We start from the raw sequence: 13,982 nt of genomic DNA on the forward strand, positions 1-13,982 counted from the left end.
CCGGGCGACCGTTCGTTTCATAGGAGGCATTGTGGACGGCCACACCCCACCGAAATGGCGCAAAAGCTCGAGGAGTTCCACCGGCAACTGCGTGGAGATCATGATCACCACGGACAGTGCGCTCATGCGCGACTCCAAGGATCGTTCCGGCCCCGTGCTCAGCTTCGGTTGCGAATCCTTCGCGCTGTTCATCGACGCCCTTAAAGCCGGCGAATCCCTCTAGCGGCCGACAGATCTCACGGCTCAACGACCGATGAGCTTGCTCATCAGCCTGCGCGCTTCGTCGCCTCGGGCCGCGATGCCCATCAGCGACCCCACCATGTCGCGATAGCCGGCGATCCGGTCCGGGTCGTCGTCGAGAATCCGGTCGCCTTCCGCACCCTCGAAGAACACGATGCTGCCGTCCGCGGTGTCGTGGACCTCGAACATCCCCGCCAGACCTTCGTGGTACTCGCGCTCTGCCGGGATGATGCCGACCTGAACAGTGGGCTTGCGGGAAATCTCGATCAGATGCTCGATCTGCTCTCGCATCACAGCCGACCCGGGCGACCGCCGGAACACGGCCTCGTCGAGGACCACGTGCACGTGGGGAGGATTTGCCCCCTCGAGGCGCTTCAAGAATGCGGAATGTCGCTCGTTGCGCACCTTCAGACGTTCGATGACTTCCGGGTCATCAACCGGCAGGCCGGAGAGTCCGGCGATCACGGCGCGGGCGTAGGCCGGCTGCTGAAGAACTCCCGGAACAAGCTGCGGCTGATTGTAGAAAATGCTGGTGGCGACCTTCTCCGTAGCGTGGAGGCGCCAGAAGGCGCCCGAGTTCTGGACGTCGAACATCTTTGTCATCGCCGCGCCTCCATAGGATCTCGATGCTAGTGCGGCCGCCGTCGGCCATCTGCAAAACGCTGATTTCGGCATGCGGACTGCACATTACACAGAGTTCCACCATGATCCCAAGACGTGGGCAGGTGTCCGTCGAATGTTCGCCCGAGGAAACCGGCCTGGCCACGGTGACCAGGCCGGGACCGGGCGGATCAGAAGGCGCGCAGGATGTCGGCGACGCGCTCCTTCGCGTCGCCGAAGAGCATGGCGCTGTTGTCGCGGAAGAAGAGCGGGTTCTGCACCCCGGCGTAACCCGACGCCATCGACCGCTTGAAGATGATCACTTCGGCGGCTTCCCACACCTTCAGCACCGGCATGCCGGCGATCGGACTGGACGGGTCATCGGTGGCGGCCGGGTTGACCGTGTCGTTGGCGCCGATGACCAGCACCACCGACGTACGCGCGAAGTCGTCGTTGATCTCGTCCATCTCGAGCACCACGTCGTAGGGCACTTTCGCCTCGGCGAGCAGCACGTTCATGTGCCCGGGCAGCCGGCCGGCGACCGGGTGGATGCCGAACTTGACGTCGACGCCCTTGTCGCGCAGCTTGCGGGTCAGTTCGGCGACGCCGTACTGGGCCTGGGCGACCGCCATCCCGTACCCCGGCGTGATGATCACCGACTCGGCCGAGGCGAGCAGTTCGGCGACCGCGTCGGCCTGGATCTCCCGGTGCTCGCCGTAGTCGGTGTCGTCGGACGGGCCGGCCTCGATCCCGAAGCCACCGGCGATCACCGAGAGGAACGACCGGTTCATCGCCTTGCACATGATGTACGACAGGTAGGCACCGGACGATCCGACGAGTGCCCCGGTCACGATCAGCAGGTCGTTGGAGAGCAGGAAGCCGGAGGCCGCCGCCGCCCACCCGGAGTAACTGTTCAGCATGGACACCACGACCGGCATGTCGCCGCCGCCGATCGAGGCGACCAGGTGCCAGCCGAGCGCCAGCGCGACCACGGTCACCGCGATCAGCAGCCACCGTTGCGGGTCGATCACGAACCAGACCGTGAGCACCACGAACGCGGCCAGCGCGCCCAGGTTGAGGAAGTTCTTGCCGGGCAACGTCAACGGCCGGGAGTTGATCCGCGCGGACAATTTCAGGAACGCCACGATCGACCCGGTGAACGTGACCGCGCCGATGAACACCCCGATGACCACCTCGGCGCTGTGGATGCCGAGCAGGTCCTGCGCGGCGAGCGCGGCCGACTCGGCCCCGCCGGCGGCCGCCTCGACGTGCAGGTATCCGTTCCATCCGACGAGGACCGCGGCGAGGCCGACGAAGCTGTGCAGCAGCGCGATCAGTTCCGGCATGCCGGTCATCTCGACCTTGCCGGCCCGGTACAGACCGATCGCGGCGCCGGCCGCGGTCGCGATCAGGAGCAGGGCCAGGCCCGTACCGCTGAGATCTCCGTCGATGGCCAGGGCAACCGTCGCGATCAGGGCGAGCGCCATGCCGGCGATGCCGAAGGTGTTGCCGAGCTTGGCGCTCTCGTGCCGGGACAGGCCGGCCAGCGCCAGGATGAAGAGCAGGGCGGCGACGAGATACGCCGCCTGGGAGGCCTTTTCGATGGTCATCGGCGTCAGCTCCTGGTGAACATGGCGAGCATGCGGCGGGTCACCGCGAAGCCACCGAAGACGTTGATGCTGGCCAGCAGGATGGCGGCGAACGACAGCACGGTCACGACGACGCCGCCGTGCCCGAGCTGCAGGAGCGCGCCGACCACGATGATCCCGGAGATCGCGTTGGTCACCGACATGAGCGGCGTGTGCAGGGCGTGGTGGACGTGCCCGATCACGTAGTAGCCGATGACGATGGCCAGCGCGAAGACGATGAGGTGTCCGCGCAGGGCCACCGGGGCGAGGGCGGTGAGCAGGAACAGCACCGCCGCGCCGGCGCCGACGAGCGGCAGGGTCCGATTCTTCGGCTTCTCCGGGGCTTTCACGACAGGTGTTTCGACTTTTTGCACCGGTGCCGCCGACACCGGCACGGGCGGTGGGGGCCAGGTCAATTCCCCGTCCCGTACGACCGTGATCGACCGCTGCACGACGTCGTCGAAGTCGAGCACGAGCTGACCGTCACGCTCGGGCGTCATCAGCTTCATCAGGTTCACGAGGTTGGTGCCGTACAGCTGGGAGGCCTGCGCCGGCAGTCGCCCGGCCAGGTCCGTGTACCCGATGATCGTCACGCCGTTCGCGGTGGTGATCGCCTCCCCGGCGACGGTGCCCTCGACGTTCCCGCCGTTCGCGGCGGCCATGTCGACGATCACGCTGCCCGGCTTCATGCTCGCGACCATGCGTTCGGTGATCAGCCGCGGCGCCGGTCGTCCGGGGATCAGCGCGGTGGTGATGATGATGTCCACGTCGGCGCACTGCTCGGCGTAGAGCTGCGCCGCCCGCTCGTTGTAGTCGTCGGACATCTCCTTGGCGTAACCGGTCGACGAGACCTCGACGTCGGCCGCCCGCACCGCCAGGTACTCCCCGCCGAGCGACTTGACCTGGTCGGCGACCTCGGGACGCGGGTCGGTGGCCCGGACGATCGCGCCGAGGCTGCCGGCCGCGCCGATCGCCGCGAGCCCGGCCACGCCGACGCCCGCCACCAGCACTTTCGCCGGTGGCACCTTACCGGCCGCGGTCACCTGCCCGGTGAAGAACCGCCCGAACGCGTGGGCCGCCTCGACCACCGCGCGGTACCCCGCGATGTTCGCCATCGACGACAGCACGTCCAGCGACTGCGCCCGCGAGATCCGGGGCACGGCATCCATCGACAGTACGGTGACGGGCCGCCGCGCGAAGTCGGCGACCAGGTCCTCGTTCAGCCGCGGACTGAAGACGCCGACCAGGGTGGCCCCGGCCTTGAGCCGATCCAGCCGGGTCGGTTCCGGTGGGTTGATCGAAAAAACCACATCTGCGCCGTACGGGTCACCGATCGTGGCCCCGGCCTCGGCGAAGGCCTCGTCGGAGAAGGACGCCAGCCGCCCCGCACCGGGCTCGACGACCACCTCATATCCCAGCTTGAGCAACTGCCCGACGGTCGCGGGCGTCGCCGCCACGCGCCTCTCCCCCGGGCTGGACTCCCCAAGAACACCAATGATCATCAATCGACTCCCATGTAGTTCTAGCGACGTTGCCGGACCTACGGCGGAAACGTGAAGGTGGGTGTCTTCACGGATGCCGACCATGAACGCGTTCAGGGCACGAGCTTGTTACTCGCCAGTAGCGTAACGCCCTCCCATGACCGCTGTCACACTACAACTCATCACATCACTCTCAGTAACCTCAAGGCCATCGCTCACCCCGCAAGCCTGCTTCACCGCTCGCCCGACAGGACCTGATCGATGCGGTCGCTTGATGTGCTTGCTCCATCCGCACTTTCGGCTCAGGCGGAGGCACCTGCCGTCAATCCAGGTAAGCGATGCCACCAGGTCGGCCGTGAGCGCTGCGGCTCAGCTACTGCAGATCTCCGTCGGCGACCTTCTGCGCCGCATGTCCGCTCCGAACCACCCCGCTCGGGACGCCGACCCGGAGCAGGTCGGGCATGGCGTCGCCACACGCCGATGCCGCTGGTCGCTGATGCACAAAAAGCAGCGGCGGCGCCATTGGCGCCGCCGCTGCGGGTGAACTGTCGCCCGCTCTCGCGGGTTCAAGTAATCCTCCACTTGTGGAGGTGCCGGGAATCGAACCCGGGTCCTTCGTTGCTTTGTCAGGGCTTCTCCGAGCGCAGCTCACTACGTCCCTACTCGGCCCTCCGACTCACGTGAGCAAGTTCGGACGACGGGCCCAGTCACTGATTGATCTCGCCGCGCGGTCCCCGTGACCGGGACCGGTTGGCCAGCCTCCTAGCTGATGCCGGCAGCTGGGACGGAGGCGCTCCCAGACCGACAGACCACGCTACTTGCCTCAGGCGGCGAGAGCGTACTGGTCAGCGTCAAACTTAGAGTTGGCGCTTATAAGTTTCCGACGACCGATTCTCGAGACGACGTCGGCTTCCTCGGCTCGCTTCCCCTGTCTCCACCTACGAAGTCGAAACCAGTCACCCCCTGGATATTGGTACAGCCCGACAATATTAGCTCATCCCGCGGTAACCGCCACCGAGCACCCGCCCTGGCTGCCGCTGCCGTCGCCCTGGAACCCGATCATGACGGCGCCGTGGGCATCGACCGGGCGGTTGCCGCGCAGGCCGATCTGGGTGCCGCTGGAGTTGACCGCGCTCGAGTTCCACGGGCCGGAGGTGATCCGGACGTTCGCCGAGTACTTGATGGTCACCTGGAAGTTGTGGCTCTGGTCGCCGTTGTTCCGGACAGTCACGCTCGTGATGAAGCCACCGTTCCAGGAGGTGGTCTTGCAGTTGACGCTCAGGTCGACCGAGGCCGGCGGCTCGGGGCTCTTCGAGGCGCTCGGCTTCGGGCTCGCGGACGTCTTCGAGGGTTTCGGCGAGGCCGAACTCTTGGACGGGCCGGCCGAGGCCGGCTTCGACGGCGTCGGCGACACGGAGGCCGAGGCTGAGGCCGACGGCGCGACCGAGGGGACGACAGCGCCCGGGGCGGACGACGCCTCCAGCGGGACCGTGGTCGACTCGGCCGCCTGCAGGTCGGCCGAGGGCTGCACGATCACCGGGTTCTCGTCGGCCGACGCCGAGCCGCCGGAGCGCACGGCGATGAACACCACGAGGCCGACCAGGATGAGGGCGGCCAGGCCGAACACTCCGCGGGCGAGGAAGAACTGGCGATCACGGTGCTTGGACGGGGCAGACAACGGCCGGTCTCCTCGAGGAAGAGTCGAGCTGGGGCGGAGTGATCAACAAGCCTGGCGGCGCAGGATAACCCCTAAGCCATGCCTTTGGCACGGCGACCCATGGCGCGATTGATCTCTTTCTTCGCATCCCGAGCGGCCATGTCCTGGCGCTTGTCGTAGCTCTTCTTGCCCTTGGCGACGCCTAGCTCGACCTTCGCGTACCCGTTCTGGAAGTAGACCGAGAGCGGGACCAGCGTGACGCCGTCGTCCCTCAGCTTGCCCATGATCTTGGCGATCTCGTCGCGTTTGAGCAGCAGCTTGCGGACCCGGCGGGGCTCGTGGTTGGTCCAGGTGCCCTGCGTGTACTCCGGGATGTGCATGCCGTGCAGGAAGATCTCGCCGTGGTCCTCGTGACCGAACGCGTCGACCAGCGAGGAGCGCCCGGCGCGCAGCGACTTCACCTCGGTGCCAGTGAGGACCATGCCGGCCTCGTACGTATCGAGGATCGCGTAGTCGTGATACGCCTTGCGGTTGGAGGCGACGAGCTTGCGCCCCTGTTCGCGTGGCATACCTGGAACCCCCTGCTGATTGATCGACTCACAACTCTAACAAAGGCAGGGCGGGAGATAATTCAGCGGATTCCGGGGCGCACCGCCGAAACGGGTCTCGAAGTGCAGGTGTGATCCGGTGGAGGCGCCGGTGCTGCCGACCAGTCCGATGATCTGCCCCTGCCGGACGTACTGCCCGACGTGGACGTAGATGCGCGACTGGTGACCGTAACAGGTGGAGAAGCTCGTCCCCATGACCCGCCCGTGGCTGACGCACGTGTAGTTGCCGTACCCGCCTCGCCATCCGGCCTGGATCACCCGGCCGGCCGCCGCGACCCGGATGGGCGTGCCCGAGCCGGCCGCGAAGTCGGTGCCGGCGTGCAGTTGCCAGACCCGGTAGTACGGGTCGTAACGGTTGCCGTAATCGCTGCTCTTCCAACCGTGTACGGGCATCAGCAGCTGCCCGTGATACTGCCGCCGGTATCCGGAGCGGGTCTCCCAGCCTCGCATGCTCGACCGGATCTTGCGTTCGGCCTGGACCGCGGCCCGGTACTGCTCGAGCACGGTCGCCCGCTGCGCGTTGGCGGCGGCCAGAGCCGTGCGCCGGGCCAGCACCAGTTGGTAGACGTCGCGCCGGGCGCGGACCGCGTCGACCTGCGCGGTCTGGGCGGCCTGCAGCTTCGCCGCCGCTTCGGCCTCGGCCACCTCCGCGGCCCGTTTCGCCGCGCCGGCCCGGTCCTGGGCGGCGCGAGCCTCCCGCCGGGCTCCGACCAGGCGGTGCACCTCGGCGTTCTCGTTGCGGACCAGTTCGTCGACCAGGCTCATCCGGTCCATCAGGTCGACCGGCCCGGTCGCCGAGACGAGCAGGTTGAAGCGGGTGACCGAGCCGCTGCCCATGTAGCTGTTGCGGGCGATCTCGGCGACCCGGTCGCGGGCGCCGGCGACCCGTTCCTGCGCGGCCGTCCAGTCCGCGGCGACCTGCTGGTACTGCAGCCGGGCGGCGTCGGCACGGGCTCGGGCGGTGGAGGCCTGGACCCGGGTGGCGACGACGACACCGCGGGCCGCGGCCACCCGGTGCTGGGCGGCCGGGAGCGCGGCTGAGGCGGCGGCGAGGCGACGGGCGGCCGCACGAGCGGTCGCTCCCGCGTTCTCCAGAAGAGCTTCGGCACGACGTACGGCCTGGGCCGCCTTTGATGCGTCGTTCTGGTCGGCGATCGCCGGCGCGGGACGGGCCACGGCGGGTCCGACGGCGCTGACCAGACAGAGAAGCAGGGGCAGCAGGGGATTCGGACGGCGGTACCTCACCGGAGTCACCGTACCCGCACTTTTCGCCCGGATCCCTCTAAACCGCCCTAACGCGACGAAGGCCGCGACCCGGGTGGGGTCGCGGCCTTCGGTGCAGAGGCCCGGAGTGGGGTCAGACCTTCAGGTAGAACCGAAGGGTGATCCATGCGGTCGCGGCGCTCAGCAGCGCGCCGACACCCACCAGCAGCGGCAGCATCAGCCAGACGTTGCCGTTCGGCACCGGGGTCAGAATCGCCGTCAGGGCCTGCAGCTTGTTGTCCAGCAGGACGACCTTGCCGATGAACAGCCCGACGAACCCGAGGATCGCGCCGATCGCGCCGGCGACCACCGCCTCGAGGACGAACGGCGCCTGGACGAACCAGTTCGACGCACCGACGAGTTTCATGACCGCGACTTCTCGCCGCTTGCTGTACGCGGCCACCTGAATGGTGTTACCCACCAGGAGCACCGCGGCCGCGGCCATCACGATCGCGAACACCAGTGACATCAGCTGGACCGAGTTGAAGATGTTGAACACCTTCTGCAAGAGCTCGCGCTGGTCGATGATGCGCTGAACTCCGGTGGCGCCCTTGAACTCCTCGTTGAACTTGTCGTAGTCCTCGGGGTTCTTCAGCTTCACCCGGAACGACTGCGGCAGGCTGTCGGCGTTCACGGCGTTCACGAAGTCGGGCGAGTCGGCGTAGAGAGTCTGGAAGCGCTTGAGCGCGTCCTCCTTGCTCTCGTAGGCAGCCGACTTGACCAGCGGGTTCGAGTCGATCTGCTGCTTGAGCGCCTGGACCTGCGCATCCTCGACGTTGTCCGCGAGGAAGACGGAGACCTCGATCTCGCCGTAGTAGAAGTCCTTCATACGGTCGACCTGCAGGTACATCAGCACGCTGGCACCCAGCATGCCCAACGAGACCGTAATGGTGATGATCATGGCGATCGTCATGGTGACGTTACGCCACAGGCCCACCAGGACCTCGTTGAGGACGTATCTCACGCGCATCGGGGGGATCCTTCCGGGACTCCGCGTGTTGCTGTTTCAGCGTTGAACATGTGGGCGGAGCCGGTCTCAGCCGTAAACACCGCGGGCCTGGTCACGGACGATCCGTCCGCTTTCGATCTCGATGACCCGGCGGCGCATCTGGTTGACGATGTTGGAGTCGTGCGTGACCATCACGACGGTCGTGCCGGTCCGGTTGATCCGGTCCAGCAGTCGCATGATCTCGATCGACGTGTCCGGGTCGAGGTTACCGGTGGGTTCGTCGGCGAGCAGGATCAGCGGCCGGTTCACGAAGGCCCGGGCCACCGCGACGCGCTGCTGCTCACCACCGGAGAGCTCGTGGGGGTAGCGGTGCTCCTTACCGCCGAGGCCGACCAGCTCGAGCACCTCGGGAACGACGCGCCGGGCGACGGCCTTGGTCTTGCCGATCACCTCGAGGGCGAACGCGACGTTCTCATATGCGGTGCGGTTCGGGAGCAGGCGGAAGTCCTGGAAGACGCAACCGATCGAGCGGCGGAAGTGCGGGACCTTCCAGGACCGCAGCGAAGTGACGTCCTTGGCGTTCACGACAACCTTGCCGCGCGTCGCCTGGACCTCCTTCAACAGCAGCTTGATGATCGTCGACTTACCGGAACCTGAAGGGCCGATGAAGAAGACGAACTCACCCTTCTCGATCCCGACGTTGACATTGTCCAACGACGGCCGAGACGCCTTCGGATACGTCTTCGTCACGTTCTCGAGCTGAATCACGGGAGTGGAGTCTACGCGGTGTAACGAATTCGCCAAGTCCGCCGGGGTCGGGAATCTTCACCACCTGCGGCAACAACAAAACTGAGCAACCCTCGCCTGACCCAGCGCTCAGGCGGGGTCGCTCACCGTGATGAATCTTGTCAGGCCGCCATCTCGTTCTGCTTGCGCCAGCGGATGCCCGCCTCGATGAAACCGTCCACGTCGCCGTCGAAGACCGACGAAGGGTTACCGGTCTCGTACTCGGTGCGCAGATCCTTCACCATTTGGTACGGGTGCAGGACGTACGAACGCATCTGGTCGCCCCACGAACCGGTGGTGTCGTGCTTCAGGCCGGCCATCTTGGCCTGCTCCTCCTGGCGGATGCGCTCCAGCAGCCGGGCCTGGAGAACACGCAAAGCGGACGCCTTGTTCTGCAGCTGGGACTTCTCGTTCTGGCACGTGACGACGATGCCGGTCGGAATGTGCGTCAACCGCACGGCCGAGTCGGTCGTGTTGACGCTCTGCCCACCCGGACCGGAGGAGCGGTAGACGTCGACCTTGAGCTCGTTCTCCGGAATCTCGATGTGGTCGGTCTGCTCGACGACCGGCATCACCTCGACACCGGCGAAGCTGGTCTGCCGGCGACCCTGGTTGTCGAACGGACTGATCCGGACGAGCCGGTGGGTGCCGGACTCGACGCTCAACGTCCCATAGGCATAAGGAACCTTGACCGTGAAGGTGGCCGACTTGAGGCCGGCCTCCTCCGCATACGACGTCTCGTAGACCTCGGTCGGGTAACCGTGCCGTTCCGCCCAGCGCAGATACATCCGCATCAGCATCTCGGCGAAGTCGGCGGCGTCCACCCCACCGGCTCCGGCCCGGATGGCGACGAGAGCCTCGCGGGAGTCGTACTCCCCCGAGAGGAGGGTGCGGACCTCCATCTCGTCGATCGACTTGGTCAGCGTGGCGATCTCGGAGCCGACCTCCTCGACCGAGTCGGCGTCACCTTCCGCCTCGGCCATCTCCAGCAGCAGGCCGGCGTCGTCGAGACGACCGCGCAGCCGCTCCAACCTGGAGATCTCACCGGCGACGTACGACAGCCGGCTGTTGACCTCCTGCGCCCGGGCCTGATCGTCCCAGAGGTCGGGGGCGGAGGCCTGCTCCTCGAGATCCGCCTTGTCGCGGCGCAGCTTGTCGACGTCCAGGACGTTCTCGATGTTGCGAAGGGTGGCGTCGAGTGCTTTGAGTTGCTCGGGGAAGTCGGCAGCGGTCACGACACTCAAGTTTACGCCGCCCGGCCAGCTCACTGGCCGGGGCGTCCTCAACTCATTCGGACGGAACGGTCTTGAGCCAGCTCAGCGCCGCCTTGTGATAGGCGACGGCGAACTCCAGCGCGGCCGCGCCGTACGAGTCGCCGTTCTTCTTGACCTCCTTGGCCTGCTCCTTCGCCATCGCCAGCGCCTCGGAGTGGTACTGGTTGGCGGTGGTGTAGAGGGTCTGCAACTGGTCACTGCTGTGTTGCTGGCCGAAGGCGACTCGCAGCGCGACCGGGTTGCGCAACGCGTCCCGGCCGGGCGACTCGGTGAGCCAGCGCCCGAAGGCGCGCTTCCCGGAGGCGGTGATCGCATAGGGCTGACTGGACCGAGGACCCGGCTTGCCGAGGCGGACATACCCCATTTCGGCCAGTACGGGCAATTCGCGGTAGACCTGGCTCCGCGTCATCGACCAGTAGGGCCCGAGGCGGCGTTCGGCAGCCGCCATGAGCTGTCCGCCGGTCATCGGCCCCTCGTGAAGCAGGCCGAGCAAGGCGGCAGCCGTGGGATTGATCTGGAAGTCGGGCATGCCTTCTAAGCTGCCACTTTGTCGCTCCGGCGTCCAGGATTTCGCACGATCCGTCCAGTTTGCGCCTCCACAAACGACTGTCCCGCACAGACAGTCCGACAACGAGCGCCCAGACCGGGTGTTTTGCGCCTCATCCCGTAGTTGACCAGCTAAAATGGAGCACCTATTCGGTCAGACAGGCAGGCCGAGGCAGGAAAGCCACAAATACGGGCGAGTTGCCACGCACATTCGGACATTCAGCGCATGTGGGCGCAGTCGCTTCGCTGACGGCCGGTCGGGGGCTCGCAGGTTCGCCTATTACCCTGGCCCCCATGACCGACCCCGAGCCCCAGTCCGCCCCGGAGACCCGCGAGATCCCGCGCCTCACCGCGATCCTCCTGGCGGTCGCCGCGCTCGCCTGGGCTGCCGGAATGCTGGTCTCGGCCCGCGCCAAGATCACCAGTTGGGCGGACGCGGCGATGGAGGTCACCTCGACGGCGTACGCGTTGCCCGGCGCGGTCTCGGCCGCGATCGTGGCCGGGGCCGCCTTCTCCCTGCTGGTGATCACCCTGATCAGCACGCGCCGCCGACTCGGCGCCACCACCCGGTTCGCCGTCGGCACCGGCGCCGGCCTGCTCACCGGAGTGCTCTGCGCGTTGGTCCTCTTCACGATCAACACCGAGGGCACGATGTACGCCGCGGTGGGCGGGACGGTCGCCGCGGCCGCCACGATCGGCGGGGCGTTCGCCGGCCTGCGCATCCCGCCGGTGATCGCCGCCGCCGCATGGGGCACGCTCGGCGTCTTCCTGGTCGGCCTGGTCCTCAACGACAGCTATGTGCAGGGTCCGGTGCTGAACCTGCTCGGCAACGACACCACCGAGGCCGCCGCCGACGCCAACCAATATTTCTCGTACGGGCAGTCCGCGCTCGGCGGTCTCGCCGCCGGCCTGATCGCCTTCGTCGTGCTGCGCCGCGCCGGCCGCCGCGCGGGCACCGACCTGCGGTGGCCGTTCTTCCTGGTCGCGGGCGGCGGCGCGGGCCTGCTCTCGGTGATCTCCGAGGTCCTGACGCGGACCGCGGGCGCGCAGGTGCTCGACCTGGCCGGCAAGGTCAGCGAGCTGGAGACGTCGGTCCAGCAGATCCTCAGCACGAACCGGCTGAACAGCGCCCTGATCGTGCTCTTCGCCGGAGCGTTCACCGCGATGGTCGCGGTCGGACGGACGATGTCCCCCGCCGAGGACGACGAGGACGAGGACCGCGACGACGAGGTGACGGAGGCGTCAGCGGCCGGCCGGGCCGACGCCGAGGACGCTCCGATCGAGTTCAAGACCCCGGCCACCGACGTCGTCGCGGCCGAGCACCGGACACCCGCGAAGACCGCCGCCTCCGCGGAGGACCCGGAACAGGGCTGAGGCTCTCAGAGCAGTTCGTCGAGCTCGGAGACGGCGTACCACTCCAGTTCGTGGTCCTCGGCACCGTCGACGGTGAACTGGGCGTCCGGGTCGCCGGCCAGCGCCTCGGTCACCACCTCCGCGGCCGCGGCGACCGCCTCGACCGCCTCGGCGCCGTCCACGTGAATGCTCGCCACCTGCGCCAACTGAATCGGCTCGGGCAGCCGGACGGTGCTCGAACCGAGCTCGACGTCCTCCCGGACCAGCGTCGACGCCGGCACGTCGGCGGAGACGACCACCCGGCGGCGAGGTGCGGCAGCGTCGTGCCGGAGCAGCTCGAGGGCGCCCTGCGCGGCACGAGTGAAGGCCACGTACTCCAACTCCTCCTCGTCACCCTCCGCGTACCACTCCCGCAGCGCGGGCGTGACCGCATGCGCCTCCCTCGTCCCGTCGCCGAGCCGGCCCTCCGCCCGCAGGGCCGCCAGCATCGGCACGGTGGCCGGCACGTACACCCGGATCAGCTCGGTGATCGGCACGTTCTCCTCCTGCTTCGACATCCCGGTCAGTACACCGCCGCCGCGGTCCGGGAGAGGCCCATTCCACCAGGCGTCTCCGGATCGGGGTCACCCGGGATGATGTCGGCGGCAAACGGTGGCAAACTGCAGCTGGCGTAACCAAGCAGAGTGGGAGGCCACGGTGGAGGGCCGATTCCTGTTGTTGTCCGACGTGGCGGCCGAGTTGAACGTCTCGGACTCGCAGGTCTATCACATGGTGCGCAGCGGCGAGCTGCCCGCGATCAAGATCGGTGGCCGCGGTCAGTGGCGGGTCGAGCGGGCCAAGCTGGAGGAATACATCCAGGGAAAATATGCGGAGACCGCCGCCTGGGTCCGCGAGAACCCGATGTCCGAGCGCGAGCCGGAGTGATCCCGCAAGGCGGCTTTTGCGCCTCTTCCCGATACCCGTCGCGGCGTTGACGCTCGCTTGTAGACGCAGGCAGACTGAGTCAGTCGCAAGCAAACGGAGGCAAACGCAAGGATCGGTGGTGAACGTGCGATCGTTGACCGACATCGCGTCCGCCGGGCCCCGCGCGGCGATTCGCCTGCGCCCGGTCCCGCGGTATGAACCCCCGTTCGACGACGAGCTGGCACCCCAGCTCTGGTCGTCGGCGCAGCAGCTGGCCCTGGACTGGCCACGACCGATCGTGTCCGAGCCACCCGGGCCGCCTCCGGTGACCGGTCACGTCCGGCGCCGCGAGGCCCGCCCACCGGTCGAGGCCGGTTCTTCCGAGCTGATCCGCCCGGCCAGTGGATCCGATCGGCCCGGTGGGGCCGGCCCGCGCGGTGGGTCACGCCCACGCGGTGAGTCCAGCGCGCACGGTGATTCCGGCACGCACGGTGATTCCGGCACCCGCGGTGGACCCGGCGCACTGGCCGCGGACGGCCCGCTGGGCAGCTACAGCTCGCCCGGCGAGACTGTCAGGCCCGACGCGGCCGGTGCGGCCGTCAGGCCCGACGCGGCCGGTGCGGCCGTCAGGCCCGACGCGGCCGGTGCGGCCGTCAGGCCCGACGCGGCCGGTGCGGCCGTCAGGCCCGACGCG

At 67.8% G+C, this 13,982-nt stretch carries 14 protein-coding genes, 1 other RNA gene and 1 pseudogene; 4 read left to right on the forward strand and 12 right to left on the reverse strand.

The window, feature by feature from the left end; genetic code table 11:
* Nucleotides 1-31 precede the first annotated feature (31 nt).
* Nucleotides 32-223: a DUF397 domain-containing protein gene (locus ACH442_RS11880; protein WP_396337936.1), complete on the forward strand. Its 192-nt coding sequence runs from the start codon at nt 32-34 to the stop codon at nt 221-223.
* A 20-nt stretch (nt 224-243) separates the two neighbouring features.
* On the opposite strand, the gene ACH442_RS11885 is transcribed toward ACH442_RS11880, so the two are convergent.
* From ACH442_RS11885 to ACH442_RS11935, 11 genes are all read right to left on the reverse strand, one after another.
* Nucleotides 244-843 (reverse strand): DUF5753 domain-containing protein, encoded by a 600-nt coding sequence (locus tag ACH442_RS11885; protein ID WP_396337937.1) that lies wholly within the window; start codon nt 841-843, stop codon nt 244-246.
* 188 nt (nt 844-1,031) lie between these two features.
* Entirely contained in the window at nt 1,032-2,450 is a 1,419-nt protein-coding gene (gene pntB, locus ACH442_RS11890) for a Re/Si-specific NAD(P)(+) transhydrogenase subunit beta (RefSeq protein WP_396337938.1), read from the reverse strand.
* Nucleotides 2,451-2,455: 5 nt separating this feature from the next.
* On the reverse strand, nt 2,456-4,054 hold the full coding sequence (locus tag ACH442_RS11895) for a Re/Si-specific NAD(P)(+) transhydrogenase subunit alpha (RefSeq protein WP_396337939.1): 1,599 nt from the start codon (nt 4,052-4,054) through the stop codon (nt 2,456-2,458).
* A 477-nt stretch (nt 4,055-4,531) separates the two neighbouring features.
* Nucleotides 4,532-4,913: a transfer-messenger RNA gene (gene ssrA / locus ACH442_RS11900) on the reverse strand.
* A gap of 30 nt (nt 4,914-4,943) precedes the next feature.
* A complete protein-coding gene (locus ACH442_RS11905) occupies nt 4,944-5,627 on the reverse strand; it encodes a cellulose binding domain-containing protein (protein WP_396337940.1) in 684 nt (227 codons plus the stop codon).
* Between the two features lie 71 nt (nt 5,628-5,698).
* Nucleotides 5,699-6,175, reverse strand: a complete 477-nt coding sequence (gene smpB / locus ACH442_RS11910) for an SsrA-binding protein SmpB (protein WP_396337941.1) — start codon at nt 6,173-6,175, stop codon at nt 5,699-5,701.
* Nucleotides 6,176-6,211: 36 nt separating this feature from the next.
* On the reverse strand, nt 6,212-7,459 hold the full coding sequence (locus ACH442_RS11915) for a M23 family metallopeptidase (protein ID WP_396337942.1): 1,248 nt from the start codon (nt 7,457-7,459) through the stop codon (nt 6,212-6,214).
* Nucleotides 7,460-7,571: 112 nt separating this feature from the next.
* Nucleotides 7,572-8,447 carry a permease-like cell division protein FtsX gene (ftsX, locus tag ACH442_RS11920; RefSeq protein WP_396337943.1) on the reverse strand — a complete coding sequence of 292 codons (876 nt, stop codon included), beginning with the start codon at nt 8,445-8,447 and terminating at the stop codon, nt 7,572-7,574.
* A 66-nt stretch (nt 8,448-8,513) separates the two neighbouring features.
* A complete protein-coding gene (ftsE, locus tag ACH442_RS11925; protein ID WP_203739818.1) occupies nt 8,514-9,194 on the reverse strand; it encodes a cell division ATP-binding protein FtsE in 681 nt (226 codons plus the stop codon).
* Nucleotides 9,195-9,334: 140 nt separating this feature from the next.
* On the reverse strand, nt 9,335-10,447 hold the full coding sequence (gene prfB, locus ACH442_RS11930) for a peptide chain release factor 2 (protein ID WP_396337944.1): 1,113 nt from the start codon (nt 10,445-10,447) through the stop codon (nt 9,335-9,337).
* A gap of 52 nt (nt 10,448-10,499) precedes the next feature.
* On the reverse strand, nt 10,500-11,015 hold the full coding sequence (locus tag ACH442_RS11935) for a PadR family transcriptional regulator (protein WP_396337945.1): 516 nt from the start codon (nt 11,013-11,015) through the stop codon (nt 10,500-10,502).
* Between the two features lie 311 nt (nt 11,016-11,326).
* Between ACH442_RS11935 and ACH442_RS11940 the strand changes: the two genes are divergently transcribed.
* A complete protein-coding gene (locus tag ACH442_RS11940; protein WP_396337946.1) occupies nt 11,327-12,406 on the forward strand; it encodes a hypothetical protein in 1,080 nt (359 codons plus the stop codon).
* A 5-nt stretch (nt 12,407-12,411) separates the two neighbouring features.
* On the opposite strand, the gene ACH442_RS11945 is transcribed toward ACH442_RS11940, so the two are convergent.
* Nucleotides 12,412-12,942, reverse strand: a complete 531-nt coding sequence (locus ACH442_RS11945) for a DUF6912 family protein (protein ID WP_396337947.1) — start codon at nt 12,940-12,942, stop codon at nt 12,412-12,414.
* 139 nt (nt 12,943-13,081) lie between these two features.
* Here ACH442_RS11945 and ACH442_RS11950 point away from each other — a divergent pair, with 139 nt between their 5' ends.
* Together ACH442_RS11950 and ACH442_RS11955 are read left to right on the forward strand one after the other, a co-directional pair.
* A complete protein-coding gene (locus tag ACH442_RS11950) occupies nt 13,082-13,309 on the forward strand; it encodes a helix-turn-helix domain-containing protein (RefSeq protein ID WP_396337948.1) in 228 nt (75 codons plus the stop codon).
* A 118-nt stretch (nt 13,310-13,427) separates the two neighbouring features.
* Nucleotides 13,428-13,982 (forward strand): annotated as a pseudogene (locus ACH442_RS11955) (hypothetical protein); the annotation flags it as partial.

Source organism: Actinoplanes sp. NPDC020271, assembly GCF_044388125.1.
Classification (GTDB): Bacteria; Actinomycetota; Actinomycetes; order Mycobacteriales; family Micromonosporaceae; genus Actinoplanes.